At 66.7% G+C, this 21,263-nt stretch carries 23 protein-coding genes; 10 read left to right on the top strand and 13 right to left on the bottom strand.

The annotated features are described in order from the left end of the window. Positions 1-68 precede the first annotated feature (68 nt). Positions 69-725 (bottom strand): DUF1345 domain-containing protein, encoded by a 657-nt coding sequence (locus WJ542_RS22345; RefSeq protein ID WP_411191669.1) that lies wholly within the window; start codon positions 723-725, stop codon positions 69-71. A 264-nt stretch (positions 726-989) separates the two neighbouring features. Here WJ542_RS22345 and WJ542_RS22340 point away from each other — a divergent pair, with 264 nt between their 5' ends. From WJ542_RS22340 to WJ542_RS22325, 4 genes are all read left to right on the top strand, one after another. Beyond that, positions 990-1,565, top strand: coding sequence for a sugar dehydrogenase complex small subunit (locus WJ542_RS22340; RefSeq protein ID WP_411191668.1), 576 nt, complete (start codon positions 990-992; stop codon positions 1,563-1,565). A 144-nt stretch (positions 1,566-1,709) separates the two neighbouring features. After that, positions 1,710-3,311, top strand: coding sequence for a GMC family oxidoreductase (locus tag WJ542_RS22335; RefSeq protein WP_411191667.1), 1,602 nt, complete (start codon positions 1,710-1,712; stop codon positions 3,309-3,311). A 23-nt stretch (positions 3,312-3,334) separates the two neighbouring features. After that, positions 3,335-4,762, top strand: coding sequence for a c-type cytochrome (locus tag WJ542_RS22330; protein ID WP_411191666.1), 1,428 nt, complete (start codon positions 3,335-3,337; stop codon positions 4,760-4,762). A 52-nt stretch (positions 4,763-4,814) separates the two neighbouring features. Beyond that, a complete protein-coding gene (locus WJ542_RS22325) occupies positions 4,815-5,549 on the top strand; it encodes a metallophosphoesterase (RefSeq protein WP_411191665.1) in 735 nt (244 codons plus the stop codon). A 16-nt stretch (positions 5,550-5,565) separates the two neighbouring features. Here WJ542_RS22325 and WJ542_RS22320 read toward each other — a convergent pair whose 3' ends face one another. From WJ542_RS22320 to WJ542_RS22310, 3 genes are all read right to left on the bottom strand, one after another. Further along, the gene (locus WJ542_RS22320) at positions 5,566-6,267 is read right to left on the bottom strand and encodes an RES family NAD+ phosphorylase (RefSeq protein ID WP_411191664.1); all 702 of its coding nucleotides are present in this window, start codon (positions 6,265-6,267) and stop codon (positions 5,566-5,568) included. Further along, the gene (locus WJ542_RS22315; protein WP_411191663.1) at positions 6,264-6,698 is read right to left on the bottom strand and encodes an MbcA/ParS/Xre antitoxin family protein; all 435 of its coding nucleotides are present in this window, start codon (positions 6,696-6,698) and stop codon (positions 6,264-6,266) included. The genes WJ542_RS22320 and WJ542_RS22315 overlap by 4 nt, the downstream gene beginning before the upstream one ends. A gap of 123 nt (positions 6,699-6,821) precedes the next feature. Next, the gene (locus WJ542_RS22310) at positions 6,822-7,676 is read right to left on the bottom strand and encodes a LysR family transcriptional regulator (protein WP_411191662.1); all 855 of its coding nucleotides are present in this window, start codon (positions 7,674-7,676) and stop codon (positions 6,822-6,824) included. A gap of 100 nt (positions 7,677-7,776) precedes the next feature. On the opposite strand from WJ542_RS22310, the gene WJ542_RS22305 reads away from it, so the two are divergent. After that, the gene (locus WJ542_RS22305) at positions 7,777-8,160 is read left to right on the top strand and encodes a tautomerase family protein (RefSeq protein ID WP_411191661.1); all 384 of its coding nucleotides are present in this window, start codon (positions 7,777-7,779) and stop codon (positions 8,158-8,160) included. Between the two features lie 106 nt (positions 8,161-8,266). On the opposite strand, the gene ppk2 is transcribed toward WJ542_RS22305, so the two are convergent. Together ppk2 and WJ542_RS22295 are read right to left on the bottom strand one after the other, a co-directional pair. Further along, positions 8,267-9,391 carry a polyphosphate kinase 2 gene (gene ppk2, locus WJ542_RS22300; protein WP_411191660.1) on the bottom strand — a complete coding sequence of 375 codons (1,125 nt, stop codon included), beginning with the start codon at positions 9,389-9,391 and terminating at the stop codon, positions 8,267-8,269. A 191-nt stretch (positions 9,392-9,582) separates the two neighbouring features. Beyond that, positions 9,583-9,801: an HP1242/YdcH family protein gene (locus tag WJ542_RS22295; protein WP_411191659.1), complete on the bottom strand. Its 219-nt coding sequence runs from the start codon at positions 9,799-9,801 to the stop codon at positions 9,583-9,585. A gap of 248 nt (positions 9,802-10,049) precedes the next feature. Here WJ542_RS22295 and WJ542_RS22290 point away from each other — a divergent pair, with 248 nt between their 5' ends. After that, complete coding sequence (locus WJ542_RS22290) at positions 10,050-11,651, top strand: CHAD domain-containing protein (RefSeq protein WP_411191658.1); 1,602 nt, start codon at positions 10,050-10,052, stop codon at positions 11,649-11,651. A gap of 74 nt (positions 11,652-11,725) precedes the next feature. Further along, positions 11,726-12,604, top strand: a complete 879-nt coding sequence (locus WJ542_RS22285; protein WP_411191657.1) for a TOBE domain-containing protein — start codon at positions 11,726-11,728, stop codon at positions 12,602-12,604. A gap of 21 nt (positions 12,605-12,625) precedes the next feature. Here WJ542_RS22285 and WJ542_RS22280 read toward each other — a convergent pair whose 3' ends face one another. Beyond that, positions 12,626-13,324 (bottom strand): phosphatase PAP2 family protein, encoded by a 699-nt coding sequence (locus WJ542_RS22280; protein WP_411191656.1) that lies wholly within the window; start codon positions 13,322-13,324, stop codon positions 12,626-12,628. Positions 13,325-13,619: 295 nt separating this feature from the next. Here WJ542_RS22280 and WJ542_RS22275 point away from each other — a divergent pair, with 295 nt between their 5' ends. Together WJ542_RS22275 and WJ542_RS22270 are read left to right on the top strand one after the other, a co-directional pair. Then, complete coding sequence (locus WJ542_RS22275) at positions 13,620-14,813, top strand: extracellular catalytic domain type 1 short-chain-length polyhydroxyalkanoate depolymerase (RefSeq protein WP_411191655.1); 1,194 nt, start codon at positions 13,620-13,622, stop codon at positions 14,811-14,813. Positions 14,814-14,960: 147 nt separating this feature from the next. Next, complete coding sequence (locus WJ542_RS22270) at positions 14,961-15,137, top strand: DUF3563 family protein (protein ID WP_411191654.1); 177 nt, start codon at positions 14,961-14,963, stop codon at positions 15,135-15,137. A 17-nt stretch (positions 15,138-15,154) separates the two neighbouring features. Here the strand turns inward: WJ542_RS22270 and WJ542_RS22265 are convergent, their stop codons facing one another. From WJ542_RS22265 to WJ542_RS22255, 3 genes are all read right to left on the bottom strand, one after another. After that, complete coding sequence (locus WJ542_RS22265; protein ID WP_411191653.1) at positions 15,155-15,949, bottom strand: BPSS1780 family membrane protein; 795 nt, start codon at positions 15,947-15,949, stop codon at positions 15,155-15,157. After that, complete coding sequence (locus tag WJ542_RS22260) at positions 15,940-16,944, bottom strand: homoserine kinase (protein WP_411191652.1); 1,005 nt, start codon at positions 16,942-16,944, stop codon at positions 15,940-15,942. Before WJ542_RS22260 ends, WJ542_RS22265 begins: the two co-directional genes overlap by 10 nt. Before the next feature lie 160 nt (positions 16,945-17,104). Further along, the gene (locus WJ542_RS22255) at positions 17,105-17,545 is read right to left on the bottom strand and encodes a hypothetical protein (RefSeq protein ID WP_411191651.1); all 441 of its coding nucleotides are present in this window, start codon (positions 17,543-17,545) and stop codon (positions 17,105-17,107) included. Between the two features lie 209 nt (positions 17,546-17,754). Between WJ542_RS22255 and WJ542_RS22250 the strand changes: the two genes are divergently transcribed. Beyond that, a complete protein-coding gene (locus WJ542_RS22250; protein WP_411192524.1) occupies positions 17,755-19,251 on the top strand; it encodes an AMP nucleosidase in 1,497 nt (498 codons plus the stop codon). 100 nt (positions 19,252-19,351) lie between these two features. Here the strand turns inward: WJ542_RS22250 and WJ542_RS22245 are convergent, their stop codons facing one another. Genes WJ542_RS22245 through WJ542_RS22235 form a run of 3 tightly spaced genes read right to left on the bottom strand, consistent with a single transcriptional unit; the run spans position 19,352 to position 21,263 of the window. Then, on the bottom strand, positions 19,352-19,879 hold the full coding sequence (locus WJ542_RS22245; protein ID WP_411191650.1) for a chromate transporter: 528 nt from the start codon (positions 19,877-19,879) through the stop codon (positions 19,352-19,354). Then, complete coding sequence (locus WJ542_RS22240) at positions 19,876-20,475, bottom strand: chromate transporter (protein ID WP_411191649.1); 600 nt, start codon at positions 20,473-20,475, stop codon at positions 19,876-19,878. Before WJ542_RS22240 ends, WJ542_RS22245 begins: the two co-directional genes overlap by 4 nt. A gap of 26 nt (positions 20,476-20,501) precedes the next feature. Continuing rightward, the gene (locus tag WJ542_RS22235) at positions 20,502-21,263 is read right to left on the bottom strand and encodes an LOG family protein (protein ID WP_411191648.1); all 762 of its coding nucleotides are present in this window, start codon (positions 21,261-21,263) and stop codon (positions 20,502-20,504) included.

Raw genomic sequence — 21,263 nt, 5'->3', positions numbered from 1 at the left:
GACCTGCCGGTCAGCAAAGGGCATGCCCAACGGTGGGGCAATGGGGCGCGGAAAGAGGGCGCGCGGGGTCAGCCGCCTACCATGCTGGCCGCGATATTCACGCACAGGCCCAGCACGGCGACGTTGAAGTAGAAGGACAGGATCGATTGCGCGAGCACGCTGCGCCGCGCGCTGCGGCCGCGCATGCCGACGTCGGCGGTCTGGGAGGCGACCGCGATGGTGAACGAAAAGTACAGGAAATCCCAGTAATTCGGCGCGAGGTCGCGGTCGGGAAAGACGAGCGCGGGCTCGGCCGGATCGGAACCGTAGAACACGCGCGCATAGTGCAGCGTGAAGATGGTCGGGATCAGGAACCACGCGCCGATCAGCGTGAGGCCGGTGATGGCCGAATGCAGCACCTTCGAGGCGATGCCGAGGTCCTTCGTCGTGCCGAGCTCGAGCACGATCGCGAGGATGCTGGCCACGGTCGCCGTGCAGATCACGAAGAGCACCGTGCCGGCGCTCTGGTCCTCACGCTGCGCATTGCGGCGCACGCTCTCTTCGGTGGCGAGCGCCATGTGAATCCAGATGAGGACGAGGTACACCCAGATGGCGGCGTCCCAGCCGAGCAGCGCGCGCGCCGTGGCCTTCAGCGCGGCGGGCGAAAGGAGTCCGACCGCCAGCCCGGCAGCCATGCCGAGCATCATGTGAGGCCGGTTACGCAACACCTGCGGGATATAGTTCATGACGTGAGCGGGTTGGTGAGCTTCGGGCGCATGCGGGTTGCGGGGATTCTACCGCGCGTTCGCAGACTCAATTGCAGCAAGCGGTTTGTCGAATCGGGTCAGGAGAGGCTATATTGCTTGCGCGGCGCGTCATCGCTGCCTGTCAGCCGGAAAGCGATCCGGAAGGCGATCCGCGCGGTAACATGATTGATAACCTTTTCGTATCGCCCCGGACCCGGCATGCACCTTGCTGCCGGCTCGCCACGAAACTCATCTGGAGAGCGCATGACAGATGTGACGCAGGACGGGACGTCTCCCCCTTCGGGCCATCGGCCCGGCCGCCGGCAGTTCATGACCGGCGCCTGCGCCGCGGCGGCGGCGCTGGCTTTCACGATGGCCGGCCGCCCCGGCGCGCCGTTCGGCTTTGCGCGGGTCTTCGCCGCGACGCCCGCCAGCGGCGGCGATAGCGGCTACGACGCCTTCATCGCGCTCTCGCAACACCTCACCGGACGCACGAGTTTCGACCAGCCGCTCGGCCAGCGCGTCTATGCCACGCTCGCGCGTGCGAGCAGCCAGTTCGAGCAGGACGTGGGCGCGCTCAACACCTGGCTGCAGGGTCACGGCGGCGTGCCTTCGGACAGCGTGACGGCGGCGCTCAAGGGCGAGCAGCCCGAGCTCGCAACCACGGTGGGCAACATCATGCGCGCGTGGTATCTCGGCCTCGTCGGGGACTCGCCGCACATTCAGGTGGTGGCGTACGAGAAGGCGCTGATGTTCGATCCGGTAAAAGATGTACTGACGATTCCGTCGTATTGTCGCGACGTGCCGTTCTATTGGACGCAAAAGCCCGACGGCGGTTGATCGCACGCCAGGGCTTGGCAAGACCACGCGCGAGCAGCCTCTCGCACGGTGGCCGACGTGTTTTCGCGGGTGCATTCGCGGCACGGCGGCAACGCAATGCTGCGCGCGGTCCCCACAACGAGAGCCAGAAGAAAGAGGACGACAATGGCGATAGAAAACTCTGCCGACGTGGTCGTGGTCGGTTCAGGCGTAGCGGGCAGTCTGGTCGCGCATCAACTGGCCCAGGCGGGCGCCTCCGTGATCCTGCTCGAGGCGGGGCCGCGCCTCGCGCGCTGGCAGATCGTGGAGAACTTCCGCAACTCGCCCGCGAAAGCCGACTTCGCGACGCCCTATCCGTCGTCGGCCTGGGCGCCGCATCCCGAGTATTCGCCGCCCAACGACTACATGATCCAGAAGGGCGACTATCCGTACAACTCGCAATATCTGCGCCTCGTCGGCGGCACGACGTGGCACTGGGCCGCCGCCGCGTGGCGTCTCCTGCCGTCCGACTTCAAGCTCAATACGCAATACGGCGTGGGCCGCGACTGGCCGTATCCGTACGAGACGCTCGAACCTTGGTATCAGCTCGCCGAGATCGAGCTGGGCGTTTCGGGGCCGGGCGCCCCTTACGATCTGGGCTCGCCGCGCTCGCACCCGTACCCCATGAGCATGCTGCCGCTCTCGTACATGGACCAGCGCTTCTCTGATGTGCTCAACGCGAACGGCTTTCACGTCGTGCCCGAGCCCGTCGCGCGCAACAGCCGTCCCTACGATGCGCGCCCAACCTGTTGCGGCAACAACAATTGCATGCCGATCTGCCCGATCGCCGCCATGTACGGCGGCGTGGTGCACGCGGAGAAAGCCGAGCGCGCCGGCGCGAAGCTCGTTCCCGAGGCCGTGGTCTACCGCATCGAAGCCGACAACAAGGGGCTCATCACGGCAGTGCACTACAAGGACCCGAACGGCAACAGCACGCGCGTGACGGGCAAGCTCTTCGTGCTCGCCGCGAATGGCATCGAAACGCCCAAGCTGATGCTGATCTCCACGAGCGACGCGTTCCCGCACGGCATCGGCAACAGCTCGGACCAGGTGGGCCGCAACCTGATGGATCACCCGGGCACGGGCGTCACCTTTCTCGCCAACGAGCCGCTGTGGCCGGGGCGCGGACCGATGGAAATGACCTCGGTGGTGAACTTCCGCGATGGTTCGTTCCGCTCCGATTACGCCGCGAAGAAGCTGCATTTGTCGAACGGCGTCGGCACGATGGCCGTGACGGCCGCGCTCATCCAGCAGGGCGTGACGGGCGCCGAGCTGGACCGCCAGATACGCGACCGCGCCGCGCGCATGCTCAATATCAACAGCTTCCACGAACATTTGCCGGAGCCGCAGAACCGCGTGCTGCCTTCGGGCGAGCACAAGGACTCGCTCGGCATTCCGCAGCCCGAGATCTACTACTCGATCAACGACTACGTGAAGAAGAGCGCGGCCAACACGCACGACCTCTACGCGCAGATCGCGCAGCTCTTCGGCGGCACCGAAGTCTCGTTCGACGACACCTTCGCGCCGAACAACCACATCATGGGCACGACGATCATGGGGGCGAATCCGGCTGACTCGGTCGTCGATGCGGACTGCCGCACCCACGATCATTCGAACCTGTTTGTCGCGAGCAGCGCGGTGATGCCGACCGCGGCGTCGGTGAACTGCACGCTGACGATCGCCGCCTTGTCGCTGAAGCTGGCCGACAAGCTGCGGCACGAGCTCTGATGCGCACCGGCCGGAGACAGACGATGAACGAACGAAAGTCCCCATCCGTACCGACCGCTGCGCTCGCGCCCCTGGCTTACGCACGACGGACGTGGCGCACGCGCGCCGCTTTCGCGGCGGTGCTCTTCAGCGCGTTCGCGCTCTATATCGCATGGCATGCGTCGCACGACGGCGCGGCGCGTCCCGTGGACGAGCTGCCGGTGTCCGTCGCACACGGCGAGGCGTCGGACGCGGCGCCCGGCGCCGCTGCGGCGGACCAGCCCGAGCTCGTGAAGCGCGGCGAATACCTCACGCGCATGGGCGACTGCATGGCCTGCCATACCGTCGACAAGAGCCGTCCGTTCGCGGGCGGACTCGCGATCTCGACGCCGTTCGGCAAGATCTACACGCCGAATATCACGCCCGATCCCGATACCGGCATCGGCAAGTGGAGCGACGCCGACTTCCTGCGCGCGATGCACGAGGGCGTCGGCAAGGACGGCGAGCACCTCTATCCGGCGTTTCCTTATGTGGAGTTCACGCGCGTCACCGAACAGGACGTGCTGGCGATCCGCGCGTATCTGAACACCGTCGCGCCGGTGCATTACACGCCGCCGCCCAACGATCTGCGCTTCCCGTTCAACCTGCGCTGGCTGATGATCTTCTGGAACCTTTTCAATTTCGACGAAGGGCGTTTCGTGCCGGACCCGCAGAAGAGCGCCGAATACAACCGCGGCGCGTATCTCGTCGAAGGGCTCGCGCATTGTGAGGAGTGCCACACGCCGCGCAACTTCATGCAGGGCCTGAAGAAGACCGACCGCTTCGCCGGTGCAGTCCAGGCGGGCTGGCAAGCCTACAACATCACGCCGGACCGCACGGGCGGCATCGGCAACTGGAGCGACGACGCACTGATGGCCTATCTCGCCACCGGCGCCGCGGGCGGCCACGCGAATGCGGCGGGCCCGATGGCCGAGGTCGTGCAGAACTCCACGCAATACCTCACGAACGAGGACCTGCGCTCGATCGTGGCGTATCTGCACGCGCAGCAGCCTATAGAGGGCGGCGTGACGCGTGCACGCGACTCGTGGGGCCAGCCCGCCATCGACGACGTCACGACGCTGCGCGGTACGACCGTCACGAGCGTGAACGGCGCGCAGCTCTTCATTGCGAACTGCGCGACCTGCCACAACTGGACGGGCGAGGGCATCGGCGCGAGCGCGCCGGGCGCGTATCCGGCGCTGATCCACAACAGCGTGGCGGGCGCGGCGAGCGCGAACAACCTTGCCATGGTGATCCTGCACGGCGTGACGCGCAAAACGAAGAACGCGGACGTGCTGATGCCGGCCTTCGGCGGCGAACTCACGAACGACCAGGTCGCCGCGATCACGAACTACGTGACGAAGCAGTTCGGCAATCCGCAGGCGACGATCACGCCCGATCAGGTCGGCACGCTGCGCGCCCAGCCGCAGTGACGGTGCGCGGTGGGCCTCATACGCGAATGCCGCGCGGCGCTATGATGAGAGGATGACACCCTCTCCCGCCACCGTCGTCCAGCATCACGCGAGCAATCTCGCCGGCCGCGATTTCGTGGTCGGCGACCTGCACGGCTGCGTGGACGCGCTGCGCTTTCTGCTGCGCGACGCGGCCTTCGATGCCGCGCGCGACCGGCTCTTCTCGGTAGGCGACCTCGTCGATCGCGGCGACCAGTGCGAGGAGGCGCTCGGCCTGCTGGACAAGCCCTGGTTCTACGCGGTGCTCGGCAATCACGAGGATGCGATGTGCGCCGTCGCCGAAGGGCGCCTGCCGCGTTTTCGCTGGTACGGCATTGGCGGCGCATGGGCCGAGTCGCTGTCCGAAGACGCGCTTGCGCGGCATGCGGCTCGTCTGCGCCAGTTGCCGCTCGCCCGCGCGATCGGCGCGGGCGAGTCGCGCTTCAACGTGCTGCATGCGGAATTCTTCGGCGACGACGCCGAACTCGACGCGGGCCGTTTCGACGCCACGGTGCGCGAACGTCTGCTCTGGGGACGGGAACTCGCGCTCGGCGAAACGAAGCCGCAGCCGCGCGCGCTTTCCACCACCTACTGCGGGCATACGCCGATGCGCGACGTGTCCCGGATCGGCTCCCAGATCTTCATCGATACGGGCGCGTTCATTGCCGAGGGCCGGCTCACGATGGTCGAGGCGCTGACCTCGCGGCAGTGGTCGGTTTCGACGCGCGGTGCGCGCGAGCAGGGCGCCGCGCACATCGCGCTGCCCTGAACGCAGCCCCTCCGCCTCAACCGATGCGGTTCAGCTCGAACACCATGTCGATGGCGTGCCCGTTCCAGTTGTATTCGAGGTAGGCCGCGTGATGGCACGCCCGCACGAGCGACGTGCGCAACGCGGCGAGGCATTCGCCGCCCGCGTGGCGCACCGACGGATAGGCGATGCCGGGCGCACCCGCGGCCCGTACCGCGCGCCCGAGCGCCTGGCCTGCCGCGTAGCTGTCGGGGGCGAGCACGGCGGAGTCGACCGTGGGATCGTCGCGCAGGTCCACCGCCTCGCCCGCGGCCGTGACGGTGTAGAGCCGCATTTGCTGGCGCAGCGGCGGCTCGCGGGTGGCCGCGAGGAAGAGCGCGGAGTGATAGCGCGTTTCGGCGATGGCGGTCTCTTTCGCGCGGGCGCAGTAGAACACGCCATACGTTCCGTCCGAAAAGCGGCTGCCCTGCGGATTCAGATGCGTGAAGGCCGCCATGATCGGGCCGTAGCCCGGCCCGAAGCGGCGCTCCTCGCGCGGCACCAGATCGAGTTCGCCCGTTTCGGTGCGCAGGCGGTCATTGGTCAGCGCTTCGAGCGCGTAAAGCGCCTCGAAGTCTTCCGCCGATGCCACGCGGTCGAACAGGTTCACGGCGGGAAAGCGGGTGGGAATGACCCGGTACGCGGGCGACCAGGTGAGCGGCGCGCTGCGCCAGCGGTCTTGCCAGTTCGTTTGCGTCACGCCCAGCCGCCCCGCATTGCGTCCAAATACTGCCGTACCGCCACGAGATCGCTGACGTTGCCGGCCAGCATGCGGTCGAGTGCGCGCCGGCCGCCGAAAGGCGGCGCGCTGTTGGGGCGTTTGATCCAGGCGTCCGCGGCCGTGGGCTGGGGCAGGAGAATCTGTAAGGCCTTGTAGATGCCGAGCAGCAGCGAGAGGCGCTCCAGCGTGTCGCGGCCAAGGCGCGCGCTTTCGGGCGCCTGCTTCCATTTGAAGAAGGTCGAGCGGCCGGGTGTGCCGAGCAGGACGATCTGCTCGTCCACGGTGAGATCCCAGTCGTGCGCAATGTTGAAGAAGGCGCGCAGTCCGGCAGCGGACATCTGGGTAAGCGTGGGCTCGGCGCCCGGTCGCCGGGCCGGAATGGTCGACGACGCAGCAATCGCATGAGGCATGATTGAGTCCTGAAATGAACTTTTACTAAATAATAGTCTATATATGGATTATTGCAAGCTCTGGTTGGATATAATCGCCGCCCGATAACGCTGAGACAGACACCCGGCGCGCACCGCGCTCGTTCAACCCGAGCCCAGGCTGGCGGCCAGCAGTTGCAGCGTGGCCGCCGAGCGCGGCTCGCGCACACGCGAGTGCAACTGCACGCGCGAAACGGGCAGCGCAGGCAAATCGAACCGCGATCCCACATCGATGAGCGTACGCGGCGCTACCCGCCGTGCCAGCGGCGAAACGGCGAGGCCCGCCTCCAATGCCGCGCCGACGGCGGCGACTCCGCCGCCCACGAATACTTCTTCCCAGCCTGTATCTGCGGCGTCGAGCGCGCGGATGGCCGCCGTCCGCACCGCACACGGGGCGGTAAGCAGTGCGAGCGGCAGTCGCGTGCCCGGCTGCCACTGGAACCCGGGGGCAGCCAGCCAGACCAGCGGTTCGGAAAAGAGCGGCTGCGCGCCGCCGCGCGGCAGTTCGTCTTCGTCCTGACGGGCGATCACGGCGTCGAGCCGGCGCTCGTCGTACTGCGCGAGCAGTGCCGCCGACTGTCCCAGATGCAGTTCGATCACGAGCGCCGGGTCGTGCGCGCGCAGATTCGCGAGCTGGCGGGCAAGCTGCGCATCGGCGACGTGCTCGCTCAGCCCGAGCGCGAGGCGCCGCTCATCGCCGCCGAACGCACCGAGCGCGCGCTCGTGCGCGCCGAGCAGATCGCGGGCGGCATGCAGGAAGGCAAGACCGTCGGCGGAAAGCCGTACGACGCGCGGCGTGCGTTCCAGCAACTGGCGCTCGAGGTGCCGCTCGAGCCGCTTGAGCTTGAGGCTGACGGCGGATTGCGTGGTGTCGAGCGCGTCGGCGGCGCGCGTGAAGCTGCGCAATTCGGCGACCAGCACGAAGGCGCGGACAGCATCCAGATCGAGTGTCGGGGTCATTTTATTTCCAGCGTAAATGGATGAAATATCCAGTCATGTCTGTTTATTATGATAGCGCTTGCCTATTCTTGTGCATGTTCATTCACCGAAGGAGAACGACATGCCATTTACCCGAATCGCCGTTCGTGCCGGCAAGCCCGCCGAATATCGCGCAGCCCTCGTGAAGGGCGTTCATGGCGCACTGAGGGAGGTGTTCAAGGTGCCGGAGGACGACCTCTTCATGCTCGTCAACGAGCACGACGCGGAGAACTTTTTCTTCGGTCGCCACTATCTGGGCATCGAGCGTAGCGACAACCTCGTGATGATTCAGATCGCGGTGAACAACACGCGCGGGCAGGACCAGAAGAAGGCGTTGTTCGCGCAGATCGCGCGCAATCTCGCGGAAAGCCCGGGCGTGCGCCCCGAGGATGTGTTCGTCACGCTCGTTGACGTGGCGCGCGAGAACTGGTCGTTCGGCAACGGGATTGCGCAGTACGCGACGTAAGAGGACAGGAAAGGGCGGCAGGAAAGCGGCGCGAGGAAGGCCGCCGCGCGCCAGAGGGACGGTGCGCGGCGGCGCAGGAGCGTAAGGCAGGGCTTGAAGCTCTGGCCTAAAGCGCGCGGCTCACGAGCAGCGGATCGACAGAGCCGACGGTTTCGGAATCGCGGCTCGCGTAGGGGAGTTTGTGCAGCACGAAGCGCATCGCGTTCAGGCGCGCGCGTTTCTTGCAGTCCGAGCGGATCACGGTCCAGGGCGCGTCGGCCGTATCTGTCTGCGAGAACATCGTTTCTTTCGCGAGCGTGTAGTCGTCCCACTTGTCGAGCGATGCCAGATCGACGGGACTCAGCTTCCATTGCTTGAGCGGATGCACCTTGCGTTCCTTGAAGCGGCGTCGCTGCTCGGCGCGGCTCACCGAGAACCAGAACTTGATCAGGTGGATGCCGCTGCGGATCAACTGGCGTTCGAATTCCGGCACCTGCTGCATGAACTCGCCATATTCGCCGGGCGTGCAGAAACCCATGACGCGCTCGACGCCCGCGCGGTTGTACCACGAGCGGTCGAACAGCACGATTTCGCCCGCCGAAGGCAGATGCTGCACGTAGCGCTGAAAGTACCACTGGCCGCGCTCGACCTCGGTCGGCTTTTCCAGCGCAACCACCCGAGCGCCGCGCGGATTCAGGTGCTCCATGAAGCGCTTGATCGTGCCGCCCTTGCCTGCCGCGTCGCGTCCTTCGAACAGAATCACCACGCGCTGGCCGGTCTCGCGCACCCACGCCTGGAGCTTCAGCAGCTCGACTTGCAGACGGTATTTCTGTCGCTCGTAGGCGCGGCGCGACATCAGGTTGCGGTAGGGATAGTCGCCGTTGCGCCAGCCTGGCACGAGTTCATCGTCGGGATGTCGCGTGCGCGCGGCCCGCCAGTCGGCGGGGTTGCCGTTCAGGATCATGCTGCGCAGTTGCGCGGCTTCGTCGGGCGACAGGCCTTTCATGATCGCCGCAATCGAATCGAGCAGCGACGACGGCGATTCGCTGGTTGCGGCGCTTGCCGAGACGAGATCCTGCACGGTGCCCGCGATGATTTGCGCGGCGGCCTCGACGCGGTCGTCAACGGTGCGCCGTTCGGCGCCGCGGGGCGTGATGGCCGGCGCCTGGGTGTCGCGGTCGGCTCCATGAAGCGTGGGTTCGGGTGTGACGGAGTGAAGGGAAGACGGCGTGTCCTGGCGGGTGTTCGGCATACGTATCGATCGTGCGTCGTACAGGGCGCAAGCGTTGCACGCAGGCGATGCTTGCGGACGAGAGGTGGCAGGGGCGCGTGGCTGCCGGAGCGGGGCGAACGCCGGATGCCGCCGTGGCGCGGATTTGCGCGGGCAAAATCAACGCGCGCCTGCCAGCGCGAGATGCCGCTGGCGACCCACGCCACGCGGGGTCAGGCGTTCGAGACCTTGCGAAGGATCTGGTAGAGCGAGTCCTTGAGCTGCAGTTTTTCTTTCTTCAGTTGCTCGATCTCCATGCCGTTGGCCGGCACGAGACCCGCTTCCATGTTTTTGATCTGCTGGTCCAGTTCGTTGTGACGATGGAAGATTCGCGCGAAATGCTCGTCCTCCGTCTTCAGGCGCGAAATCAAATCTCTGAATTCCGGGAACACTCGCTACTCCTTACAGATAATCGGATTGCTGGAATGAACATGTAAACATTTTTTCACTGTCGCATATTTGCTGTCTTGATAATAGTCAAGCCGCACGGGCATGGGGAAGGATGTGCCCGACTGTCGCGCCTTGACGTCCGCACCATGGCGAACAGGCCGTTGTACTATTGGGGACATAGGGTCTGCCGTCGCCGTTTCGATTCCTTCCGCCACCTTGTTTCGCCCTCCGATCGATCTCTGGAGCGTTCATGGTTCGTGTCCTCGAAATCGTGCTGGATATTGTCGTTCCCGCGCCGTGCCCCGCGACTGACGAAAACGGGCAGTCGGATACGGCGCAGGCCGCCGCGCTCGCGGCGTCGTTCACTGCCGCACTGCCGCAACTCGCCGCGCCCACGGCACAAGGCGAGCGCGTCACCACCGTCGTATTCGACGGCGAGGCCCTGCTGGCCCGGGACGGCTGGCGGATTGCCGTCGAGACGTGCGGCGGCGCGCGCGAGGTGGCGGTGTCGCGCCGCCGCACCGTTACGCCGGGTGTCACGGCGCTCACACCGATCTTCGCTGCGCCGCTCGATGCGGACGACGTAGCCAATGCGCTCTTCGACGCCGCGCCGGAGCCGTTTCGCGAGGCGCTGGCCGAGGCTGGCGAGCCGGTCGCCGTTGCCGCGCTGGAGTTCGTGCGTTATCGCTGGCCATGGGTGTGCGAGGGCGTCGAGGCCGAGCTGATACTGGAGTCGGGCCTGCGCAAACGAGCGACGCCTGACGACGTGGCGGGCGATCCGCCTTGCTTGCACGAACTGCGCCTGCGCGCGCCCTGGCCCGACGGCGCCGAAGCCGCGCCCATCGTGCAGGCGCTGTTCGCCTGCGGCGACACGCTGGTCGACGCCGCGAGCACGGATGCGCCCGCGTTCGTGCGCATGACGGATGCCCTGGAGCGCGCCGCGTCCGGCAGCCTGGCTGGCGATGCCGAGGCCGTGCGCGCCGCACCGGTCGATCTGGCGGGCGCGGACACGGACGAGGCGGCACTCGTCGCGATCGGGCGCAACATCAGCGCGCAGTGGTTCGGCAACGACGCAGGCGTGCGCGACTCGGCGAAAACCGAGTTCATTCACCAGATGCGCATATCGCAGCGGCGGCTGCGCACGGCGATGCGGATCTTCAAGCGTTGGCAGGACGAGACCTGGACCGTGCGCCTCAAGCCGGACCTGGCATGGCTGGGCACCCTGCTCGGCGACGCGCGCGATCGCGACGTCTTCGTGGAATCGACGCTGCCCGCGCTTGCCGCGGCCGACGTCGAGCCCGCGCGCTGGGATGCCATGCGTGCGGCGGCGGATTCGGAGCGGCTCGCGGCGCGCGCGCGCGTGCGCGACGCCTTGCGTTCGCCGCGTTATGCGCACCTCGCTCTGGCGTGGTTGCGCTGGCTGGCCGCGCTGGCCGACCGTGAGGCGGCGGACGGCGAGTTCGCGCGCTCGCTGCACGAGCACGCGCGAAAACGGGTGCGGCGCTATTACACTTGCCTGGCCGAAACGAAGAATCTCACTTCGATCGACGAAGCGAGCCGGCATCATGCGCGTATTCATGCGAAGTATCTGCGCTACACGCTGGAGTTTTTTACACCGCTGCTCTCGCGGCGTACCCGAACGGAGACCGTCCGTACCCTCGCGCGGCTCCAGGCTGTGCTTGGCGACGGGAACGATGCGGCCGTCGGGCTGCGTTTTATCGAAGGGATGGACGTGGAGCCGTATCAGCTTGGCTTCGCGCGCGGCTGGTGCGAAGCCGTCAAGCGCTATACAGCGAAGGAGGGCGAGCGCCTGCTGCGCGAGCTGCGCCGGCCCAAGGTTCCGCGTGACTGAGGCGCCGGAAACGCGGGCACCCCGTCTCTATAATCGGATACCCAAACGCGCGCTTCGCCTTTGCAGCCACGACGATGAATTCTTCCTCCAGTGATCTGCCGTCGACGGCGGCGGCGTCCGGGCCCGAACTCGGTGTCGGCGGTTCGCTCTGGTTTCAGTCCGGACCGCAGATGCTGGGCGGTGCGGTGCGCATCGGGCTACTCGCCGCGATTCGCGAGACCGGCTCGATCACGGGCGCCGCCAAGGCGGTCGGCATGAGCTACAAGGCCGCATGGGACGCCATCGACGCCATGAACAATCTCGCCGGCGAGCCGCTCGTGATTCGCGCGACGGGCGGCAAGGGCGGCGGCGGGACAACGCTCACGCCGCGCGCGCTGCGCCTTATCGACACCTGGCGTGTCCTCGAGCGCGAGCATCGGCGCTTTCTGGAGCGGGCGGCGGCCGCTGCGGTAGCGCTTGGTGGCGCGGAGGCCGCAAGCAGCGTCGATAGCGATTTCGCGCTCCTCGGGCGCTTCGGCCTGCGGACGAGCGCACGTAATTACCTCTACGGCACCGTTGCGGCAATCGTGCGGGGCGAGGTGAACGACGAGGTGTCGCTGGCGTTGCCGGGCGGTCAGACGGTGGTGGCCGTGGTGACGCGCGAAAGTACCGAAGTGCTGGGGCTCGCCGAAGGCGCTGCCGCCGTTGCGCTCGTGAAAGCGTCGTCGGTCGTGCTGGTGGCCGGAGCGGCCGGAGACGCCGCGCGATTGTCGGCGCGCAATCGCCTGGGCGGGACGGTGAGCCAGGTGCGGCGCGGGGCCGTGAATGCCGAAGTGACGTTGGATCTGCATGGGGCCGTTGTGATCGCGGCGGTCGTGACGGACGCAAGCGTCGAGGCGCTCGGCCTCGCCCCCGGTGCGGCGGCGACGGCTGTTTTCAAGGCATCGAGCGTGGTGTTGGGGGTGAGCGGCTGACGGCTACGAACACCCGCGCCGTCAGGCGTGGCGTTGGGCCGGTGCGCCGAGCGTATTGCGGGTCTGGGAAATCGGCGAGTCGGGCGCCTTCGGCCGGTTGGCCTTCCAGCGGGCACGCACGTAGGGCTGCTCGTGGCCCGATACGGTCAGCGCGAGATGCGTGACCCAGCGGTGCGTGGGCACGTGCACGTCGTGCAGTGCGAAAGTCAGCGCAGCGAGACTCAGCGTGACGACCGCTCCCGACAGACGGCCCGACTGGGCGTCCCACCAGTAGCGCACGAAAATGAGTGCCGTCAGCGCGCCGACGACGAAGCCGGCAACGGCTTCGGACGGCGAGTGCGCTTCCAGCACGACGCGCGAGAGTCCGACCGCGACTCCCGTGACCAGCCCAACGGCGACACCCGCGGCGCGCAGCCCCGGCCGCACGCCCTGCAGCATCAGGAAGAATGCCACCGGGTAGACGGCCGTGGAGAGCATGGCATGGCCGCTCACGCCGGTGAAGTCGAGCTCGCGCACCCCAACGCCCCAGCCGAGGAAGGCGATCTTGGTGACGGTGACCACGCCGATCGCCGCGCCGAGGAGCAGCAGCCAGCTCGCGGCCATCCGCGTGGAGTAGCCGGCCAGGAGCCAGAGCGCGATCGCGAACGCGAGCGGCAGCGCCAGTCCGGCGCCGCCGAGGTTCGTGATCGAGTACCAAAGGTGAAGGGGTAAATCGGGCATGAGTTGGCGCCGCAACGCTGCGGCAACAAGAAAGTTCTGCCGGTTAAGGTAGCTAACGCGCGAGGCGCTCAACTGGCGGACACGCACATCGCATAAGTTTTCCAAGTATAGCCGTCTCGAAAAACCTCGGCAGGGGCCTCATCCGTTCGACATCTATTTGCACTGCACGATCAGCGTCCGGCGGCGACTTGTATTCCGCTGCAGCGTCCACCATTTAGTGTTATTGTGCATCGCACAACGACGCGCCATCGGCACTATCCTTTGGCGTATCCGACCCCCTTTCACGAGGCTGATGATGACGAAGGATCTGACGAAGCTGTGGGCGGGTGGCATGCGACGTCTGCTCGCCATCCAGAATCGGGCTGCCCGTGCGGCGCTGCGCGAAGCGCGCCAGCACGCGCCGCAGCCGCAGGCGCTGTGGCGCGCCGCCCAGACTGCGGTGACCGAGGCGGCCGCCGCGCCCACCGCGGCTGCGCCTCGCGCGGCGCGCCCCATGGCCCCGCCGCGCGAGTCGCGGGTGGGGCCGCGCGCGGCCGCCTGGGCGGCGGGCGAGTGGCGGCGCGACGAACATATCGCGCCGGCCACGCCGCAGCGCGCCGCCCGTACGCTTGCCTACGGGCTCTATCTGCCGGCGGGCCATGACGATCCGTCCGGCCTGCCGCTCGTCGTGATGCTGCACGGCTGCCAGCAATCGATGGACACGTTCGCCGAAGGCACGCGCATGAACCTGCTCGCCGACCGGCACGGCTTTGCCGTGGTCTATCCCGAACAGTCCGCGCAGGCGCACCCGCATCAGTGCTGGCACTGGTACGACGCACGCGAGGAGGCCGGCGGCGGCGAGGCGGCGGCGGTGGTCTCGCTGGTCGACACGCTCGTGGACGAATATGGCTTCGACGCTTCCCGCGTCTATCTGGCGGGCCTTTCGGCCGGCGCCGGGCTGGCCGCGCTGCTGGCCGTGCGTGCGCCGGATCGTTTCGCGGCGGTCGCCCTGCACTCGGGACCCGCATTCGGCGAGGCGCGTTCGGGCGTTCAGGCGCTGGACGTCATGCGGCGCGGGCTCCATCAGGACCCGGTCGGTCTGCTCGAGCGGCAACTGGATGGCGGGGCGCACCCGGGCATGCCCGCGATCGTCGTGCAAGGCGATCAGGATTCCGTGGTCGCGCCGATCAACGCCGAACAACTGGCGGTGCAGTTCCTGCGGCTGAATGGCCTCGCCGACGAGCATGGCGTGCGACCCGATGTCGCGGCCGAGGAGGCGGCGCGCGATGACCATGTCGTGCAGGACTACACGCGACGCGGCGAGAGCGTGGTGCGCCTGTGCCGCGTGTCGAATCTCGACCATGCCTGGAGCGGCGGCGACGACACCGTGCCATTCCACTCGGCCACGGGGCCGGACGCCAGCGCGATGATCTGGCATTTCTTCGAAGGCCGCCGCCGCGCAGCGGCCAACGATGCATTTGGCCGAAAGATGGCCGGAGGCGCGCGATAAGGACGCAGTAAGGGTGCGCTAAGGGAGCAGTACCGCCGCCTCCATCTTGAATAAACGCTCGGTCGAGATGGCTGGCAAGAGATTAGGGTTTACCCTATAATTCGTTTGTCCATTCAAAGCGAATGCCATCCGAAGTAGGGGCAAATCATGTATCTCCTTAGCCGTCTGTTCCTGTTCCTCACGAAGTCCGCCGACGAGCACCAAAAAGAGCGCGAAGAAGCGTATCTCTCCGAAGCGAACGATATCTACGATCTGGAATTCCGTCTGCGCAAGCTCGACCGGGAAAAGGCCACGCGTCATCCGGACTGGATGAGCCAGTACTGAGCCGTTGGCGGAACGGTCTAGCGGCTGGCGTCGACGGTCTGCTGATCCTGAACGCCGAAGCAGCCGCGGTAGGTCGCGTAGAACGAGCAGTAGAGCATCGTGGTCACGATGATGAGCGCGGGCATCAGGACGGCGAGCGCATAGCCGCCGGCGTCGAGCGCGTGCAGCAGCGCCGAGAGTCCCACTGAAACGGCGACCGACACGGCCATCCACAAGGCGCCGTAGACCATGAACGCCCCCTTGTTGCGCCAGCAGCTCACCACGCTGAAAAACATCGCCTTGACGGGCGGCACGTCGTGCCAGGCCGTCAGCACGGGCGCGAACCAGAACAGCATCGACACCGGCACGTAAAGCACGAGCGACGCGAGCACCGCGAGCGGGACATTGCTGTTTTCGAGCGTGTCCGTGTCTAGCGTGCCGCCCAGCGTCATCAACTGCAGCAGCGTGCCGCCGTCTGCCAGCGCGGAGGCGGCCAGCACGAGCGTCATCGCCAGCACGTAGATCCCGCCGAGCGCGAAGAGGCGCTTCGTCACCGCGGAGCCGTAAGAGCGGAAACCGTCGATCAGGATCGTGGGAAAGACCGGCTTGCCGGCTACCGTGTCGCGGCACGCCGCCATGAACCCCACCGCCACGCCCGGCACGAAAAGCAGCGGCAGCACGCCGCCCACCATCGGAATGGCGGAGATCAGCGTCATCGCGAGCAGATACGCGAAGAACAGCGTGAGGAACGCCAGCGGATTGCGGCGGAACAGCCAGATGCCTTGGCGGAACCAGACGTAGCCCGCCTTTGCGGGCACTTCGATCAGTTGCATGCGCGGGATCCTGCATGGAGGGCTGCGTTCGCGCTGCCGGCGAGGCGCTGGCGGAGTATCCGCTCGAAGTGGCCGGGATCGTGCGGCTTGAGCAGCTCGGCCGAGCGCGGCAAGTGGAAATCGTACAGGCGCGACAGCCAGAAACGGTAGGCGCCGGCGCGCAGCATGTCGTCCCAGTGGCGGATTTCCGCCGGCGCGAGGGGCCGCACCGTCTGATAGGCGCGCAACAGCGCCTCGGCGCGCGGCAGATCGAGCGCGCCCGTGGGCAGGTCCACGCACCAGTCGTTCACCGTGACCGCCAGGTCGAACAGCCACTTGTCGCAGCCGGCGAAATAGAAATCGAAAAAGCCGCCCAGGCGCACCTCGTGCCCCGGCGCCGCGTTCGTGTGCGCGAACAGCACGTTATCGCGGAACAGATCGCAGTGGCACGCGCCGCCCGGCAGCGCGGCGTAGTCGGCGGACGCGAAGAACGCACGCTGATGCGCGAGCTCGGCGCTCAGCAGATCGCGCTGCGCGCCGGCGAGGAACGGCAGCACCGTCGGCACCGTCTCTTCCCACCACGGGAGGCTGCGCAGGTTCGGCTGGTCGCCCTCGAAGTCGCGGCCCGCCAGATGCAGGCGCGCGAGCATCTGGCCCACTTCGGCGCAATGCTCGACGCCCGGCGCGAGCTCGGGCTTGCCGTCGAGCTTCGTCACGATGGCCGCGGGCTTGCCGTGCAAGAGGCCAAAGAGGGCGCCGTCTGCGCGCGGCATCGGGTCGGGCACCGGTACGCGGTGCGCCGCCAGGTGGCGCATCAGGTCGAGGTAGAACGGCAGTTGTTCGGCCGTCAGCTTTTCGAAGATCGTCAGGACGTATTCGCCGCGCGTCGTCGTCAGGAAGAAGTTGCTGTTCTCAATGCCGGACTGGATGCCGCGGAAATCGACGATTTCGCCGAGATCGTAGTCGCGCATCCACGCGCCAAGCTGGGTATCGGTGACAGCGGTGAAGACGGCCATGCGGGAGTCAGGTTGGTTTCGTGGGCAGGCGCGGCGCGCAATGCTCCGCCGCGGGGATGACCCGCGCGGTGCCTGCGGGAGCGAATTTGCCGGGGCGCCGCAGTTCGCGCCCCGCACACCAGATGCACGCCAGATGTGGGAAGCGCGGGCAGGCAGCGTATCAGTAATGCAGGTTGATCGACGGCAGGCGCGTGCTGGCTTCGCCGCTCGAATGCACTTGCGGCGACGTGTCGGCGGGCGCGGTCATCGTGTAGTGCGTGCCGAAGTTCGAGCGCACGTTGATTTCGACGGGCTTGCCTTTGTCGCGGTACTCGGTGATTTCGGTGCCGTTCGGGCTCACTTCGTGGAAGCTGGGCTTGCGCGGCACGTTGATGTCGACCTTCGAGGTGACCTTGGCCGCCGGCCGGTTGATCTGCTCGAGATTCGGCAGGCCCGCCTTTTCGTTGGCCGACAGTTCCGGCTGCGGCGCTTGCGCCGACTCTGCCGATTGGGCTTCGACGGCGTTCTTCGCGTCGTCGTTGGGCGCGGCCATGGCGACTCCCATGGTAACCCCGTTGAGCGCGAGCATCGTCGCGGCGGCGGCGGGAAGGAGCAACTTCATGTTGATTCCGTGGATTGTCCGGTTCGATGGCTCAATTCTAGCAAATCCGGCCGTCGCGCCCCATGCCGTTCCGTGCCCGATAGCGGGGCCGGCGGCCAATCGCCGGGCGCGCCGAAGGGCTGTGCTCAGCATGGCGGGGTTCCGTGGTAAGGTGGTTCGACCGACCGGAGCGCAAGACGATGAATAACGACACCCACCTGCGGCCGTTCATGACGCCCGCGCATGATTTCCCGACCGGATCCTTCACGGACGCCGCCGACGCTGTCGCCCGCCTGTCCACCATCTACGAGTCGAACACCTCGTTCTTGCGCGATGCGTTCGCGCGCTACCGGCGCGGCGAGGCGTTCGATCGCCGCGTGCGCGCGTGCTATCCGTTCGTGCGCATTCGCACGGAAGTCAACACGCACATCGACTCGCGGCGCTCCTATGGTTTCGTGGCGGGACCGGGCGTGTTCGAGACGACCGTCACGCGGCCGGACCTGTTCGGCGACTATTACCGCGAGCAGTTGCGGCTGCTGGCGAAGAACCATCACGTGTCGATCGAAGTGGGCGTTTCGGAACAGCCCATTCCGGTGCATTTCGCCTTTGCCGAAGGCATCCACCTGGAAGGCGACCTGGACCGCGAGCGGCTCGTCGCCATGCGCGACGTGTTCGACACGCCCGATCTCGCGCAGCTCGACGACCGCATCGTTAACGGCACCTATGAACCGGCGCCGGGCGAGCCGCAGCCGCTCGCGCTCTTCACGGCGCCGCGCGTGGATTTCTCGCTGCACCGGCTGAGGCACTATACGGCCACGTCGCCCACGCACTTCCAGAACTACGTGCTCTATACGAATTACCAGTTCTATATCGACGAGTTCGTGAAGCTCGGCCGCGCGATGATGGCCCACACCGACGACGCCGACGTGCGCAACTATCGCAGCGAGTACACCTCGTTCGTCGAACCGGGCGACGTGGTGACGTACAACGCGAATCTGGGCGAGCAGGACGACGAAGGCACGCTGGCGGCGCGCCTGCCGCAGATGCCGGCCTACCACCTGAAGCGCGCGGACGGCAGCGGGATCACGATGGTCAACATCGGCGTGGGGCCTTCGAACGCGAAGACCATTACCGATCACATCGCCGTGCTGCGGCCGCACGCGTGGGTCATGCTTGGACACTGCGCCGGTTTGCGCAACACGCAGCGTCTTGGCGACTACGTGCTCGCACACGGCTACGTGCGCGAAGATCACGTGCTCGACGCGGACCTGCCGCTGTGGGTGCCGATTCCGGCGCTGGCGGAAGTGCAGCTCGCGCTGGAGCGCGCGGTGGCGCAGGTCACGCAGCTCGACGGCCCGGAGCTTAAGCGCGTGATGCGCACGGGTACGGTGGCGAGCGTGGACAACCGCAACTGGGAATTGCGCGATCATCGCGAGCCGGTGCAGCGGCTGTCGCAAAGCCGCGCGGTTGCGCTCGATATGGAAAGCGCGACGATTGCGGCGAACGGGTTCCGGTTTCGCGTGCCGTACGGCACGCTGCTGTGCGTCTCGGACAAGCCGCTGCATGGCGAGCTGAAGCTGCCCGGCATGGCCGATTCGTTCTATCGCGCCCAGGTGGACCAGCATCTGCAGATTGGTGTGAAAGCGATGGAGATTCTGCGCACGAATGGCTTGCACAAGCTGCATAGCCGCAAGCTGCGCAGCTTTGCCGAGGTGGCATTTCAGTAACACAAAGTCCGGCTGCGCGCGATGCGTAGCCGGTCTCGTGACCTGAATCATCAGCAATCCATATGGATAGCCTGGCGGTCCGGGTCGAGCCTCTCCTTTCTCATTGCCCGAACCCGCTCAACCCGATCAGGCTACCCGCCGCGAGCAGCCACAGCGGATGGACCTTCGTGCGAAATGCCAGCACCGCGCACACGCCAGTGATCGCCCACGCGATCCACGAAGGATCGGAGGCCTTCGCAATCAGCATCGCACTGGCGGCCACGAGGCCCGCCGTCACCGGCACGAGCCCGCGCTGCGCGATGCGCCGCCACGGGCGGTCCTTGAAGCGGTCCCATGCGTGCAGCACGGCGATGGTCACGAGCGACGAAGGACCGAACTTCGCCACGGAAGTCACGATCAGGCCGGCCCAGCCAGCCACATGCCAGCCAACCAGTGGGACGATCATCAGGTTCGGCCCGGGCGCGGCCTGGGCGAGCGCGAAGAGCGCGCTGAACTCGCTGGCGGGCATCCAGTGATGCACCTCCACGACCTGACGCTGCATCTCGGGCAGGATCGTATTGCCGCCGCCGAACGCGAGCAGCGAGAGCTGGCTGAAGATCGCGGCGAGTGCGACGGGCGTGGCGTTCATCGCGCGCCTCCCACGCGGCGGGCGGCGCGCGCCGCGAAGGCGATGCCGACGGGGGTGAGCACGAGCATGGTGGGCAGGAGCGGCGTGCGCAGGATCGCTATGGCGACGAAGCCGAGCAGCGCGACGAAGGCCGTGGCGGGCTCGCGGCGCAGCGGCAACAGGATTTTCACGGCCATCGCGACGAGGAGCCCGGCCGCGGCCGCAGCAAGCCCGACGAACAGGTGGCGCACGTGCGGATCGTTTTGCGTGCGCTCGTAGAGCACGCCGAGTGCGATGACCACGAGCGTCGGCCCGGCCATCAGCCCGAGCAGGCCGGCCAGCGCGCCGCGCCAGCCCCTGAAGCGCATGCCGATCGCGACCGAAAGGTTGATGACGTTGCCGCCAGGCAGGAATTGGCACAGGCCGAGCAGGTCCGTGAATTCCGCGGCCGAAAGCCAGTGGCGCTGCTCGACAATGGTGCGGCGCGCAAGCGGCAGCGCGCCGCCGAACGAAGAAAAGCCCAGCCCGAGAAAGCCGAGGAACAGTTCGCGCACCGTTGGCGCATGCGGCGCGCCGGCGGCGTCCGGCGGTGCGTCCTGGGGGAGCGTTTGATTCATCGCAGAGATGAAACGAAAGCCGAATGTCAGAGGTAGAACATCCGGTCTTCGTCGGAGTCGCTGCGCTCGTGGCGGACTTTCTCGCCTTCTTCGCCGCTGTCCTTGTCCTCATAGAACTTGAGGACCGCTTCGAGCACCTGGTCCGGGTCGTCGATCACCTGCATCAGGTCCATGTCTTCGGGATTGATGAGGCCCATCGGCACGAGCGCCGAGCGGAACCAGGCAAGCAGGCCTTGCCAGAACTCCGAGCCCACCAGAATGATCGGCACGTGGCGCGATTTCTTCGTCTGGATCAGCGTGAGCACTTCGGCCAGTTCGTCGAGGGTGCCGAAGCCGCCCGGCATGACGATCACGGCGTCGGAGTTCTTGACGAAGGTGACCTTGCGCGTGAAGAAATGGCGGAAACGCAGCGAAATGTCCTGCCACTGGTTGCCCGACTGCTCGTGCGGCAGCTCGATGTTCAGGCCCACCGAAGGCGACTTGCCGGCGTGCGCGCCCTTGTTCGCCGCTTCCATGATGCCGGGGCCGCCGCCGGAGATCACGGCGAAGCCCGCGTCGGACACTTTGCCCGCGATTTCGATAGCCAGCTGATAGTACTTCGAGTCCGGTTTCAGGCGGGCAGAACCGTAGATGCTGACGGCCGGCCGGATCTCGGAGAGGTACTCGGTCGCCTCGATAAACTCTGCCATAATCGTGAACATCTGCCACGATGCGCGCGCCTTCTTGGCCGTTGCGCGCTCTTGATCTGCGAGCGAACGCAGACTCGGAATCACTTTTCTCTTGTCCAT

It is taken from the genome of Paraburkholderia yinzeri (assembly GCF_046581065.1).
Lineage (GTDB): Bacteria > Pseudomonadota > Gammaproteobacteria > Burkholderiales > Burkholderiaceae > Paraburkholderia.
The sequence above is the reverse complement of the archived record's forward strand: the minus strand, read 5'-3'. Positions and strand labels throughout refer to the sequence as shown.

Excerpts from the sequence above, each read along its gene's own strand:
- WJ542_RS22345 (WP_411191669.1), bottom strand. The coding sequence starts at position 725 with ATGAACTATATCCCGCAGGTGTTGCGTAACCGGCCTCACATGATGCTC.
- WJ542_RS22340 (WP_411191668.1), top strand. The coding sequence starts at position 990 with ATGACAGATGTGACGCAGGACGGGACGTCTCCCCCTTCGGGCCATCGG.
- WJ542_RS22335 (WP_411191667.1), top strand. The coding sequence starts at position 1,710 with ATGGCGATAGAAAACTCTGCCGACGTGGTCGTGGTCGGTTCAGGCGTA.
- WJ542_RS22330 (WP_411191666.1), top strand. The coding sequence starts at position 3,335 with ATGAACGAACGAAAGTCCCCATCCGTACCGACCGCTGCGCTCGCGCCC.
- WJ542_RS22325 (WP_411191665.1), top strand. The coding sequence starts at position 4,815 with ATGACACCCTCTCCCGCCACCGTCGTCCAGCATCACGCGAGCAATCTC.
- WJ542_RS22315 (WP_411191663.1), bottom strand. The coding sequence starts at position 6,698 with ATGCCTCATGCGATTGCTGCGTCGTCGACCATTCCGGCCCGGCGACCG.
- WJ542_RS22310 (WP_411191662.1), bottom strand. The coding sequence starts at position 7,676 with ATGACCCCGACACTCGATCTGGATGCTGTCCGCGCCTTCGTGCTGGTC.
- WJ542_RS22305 (WP_411191661.1), top strand. The coding sequence starts at position 7,777 with ATGCCATTTACCCGAATCGCCGTTCGTGCCGGCAAGCCCGCCGAATAT.
- ppk2 (WP_411191660.1), bottom strand. The coding sequence starts at position 9,391 with ATGCCGAACACCCGCCAGGACACGCCGTCTTCCCTTCACTCCGTCACA.
- WJ542_RS22290 (WP_411191658.1), top strand. The coding sequence starts at position 10,050 with ATGGTTCGTGTCCTCGAAATCGTGCTGGATATTGTCGTTCCCGCGCCG.
- WJ542_RS22285 (WP_411191657.1), top strand. The coding sequence starts at position 11,726 with ATGAATTCTTCCTCCAGTGATCTGCCGTCGACGGCGGCGGCGTCCGGG.
- WJ542_RS22280 (WP_411191656.1), bottom strand. The coding sequence starts at position 13,324 with ATGCCCGATTTACCCCTTCACCTTTGGTACTCGATCACGAACCTCGGC.
- WJ542_RS22275 (WP_411191655.1), top strand. The coding sequence starts at position 13,620 with ATGACGAAGGATCTGACGAAGCTGTGGGCGGGTGGCATGCGACGTCTG.
- WJ542_RS22270 (WP_411191654.1), top strand. The coding sequence starts at position 14,961 with ATGTATCTCCTTAGCCGTCTGTTCCTGTTCCTCACGAAGTCCGCCGAC.
- WJ542_RS22265 (WP_411191653.1), bottom strand. The coding sequence starts at position 15,949 with ATGCAACTGATCGAAGTGCCCGCAAAGGCGGGCTACGTCTGGTTCCGC.
- WJ542_RS22260 (WP_411191652.1), bottom strand. The coding sequence starts at position 16,944 with ATGGCCGTCTTCACCGCTGTCACCGATACCCAGCTTGGCGCGTGGATG.
- WJ542_RS22255 (WP_411191651.1), bottom strand. The coding sequence starts at position 17,545 with ATGAAGTTGCTCCTTCCCGCCGCCGCCGCGACGATGCTCGCGCTCAAC.
- WJ542_RS22250 (WP_411192524.1), top strand. The coding sequence starts at position 17,755 with ATGACGCCCGCGCATGATTTCCCGACCGGATCCTTCACGGACGCCGCC.
- WJ542_RS22245 (WP_411191650.1), bottom strand. The coding sequence starts at position 19,879 with ATGAACGCCACGCCCGTCGCACTCGCCGCGATCTTCAGCCAGCTCTCG.
- WJ542_RS22240 (WP_411191649.1), bottom strand. The coding sequence starts at position 20,475 with ATGAATCAAACGCTCCCCCAGGACGCACCGCCGGACGCCGCCGGCGCG.
- WJ542_RS22235 (WP_411191648.1), bottom strand. The coding sequence starts at position 21,263 with ATGGACAAGAGAAAAGTGATTCCGAGTCTGCGTTCGCTCGCAGATCAA.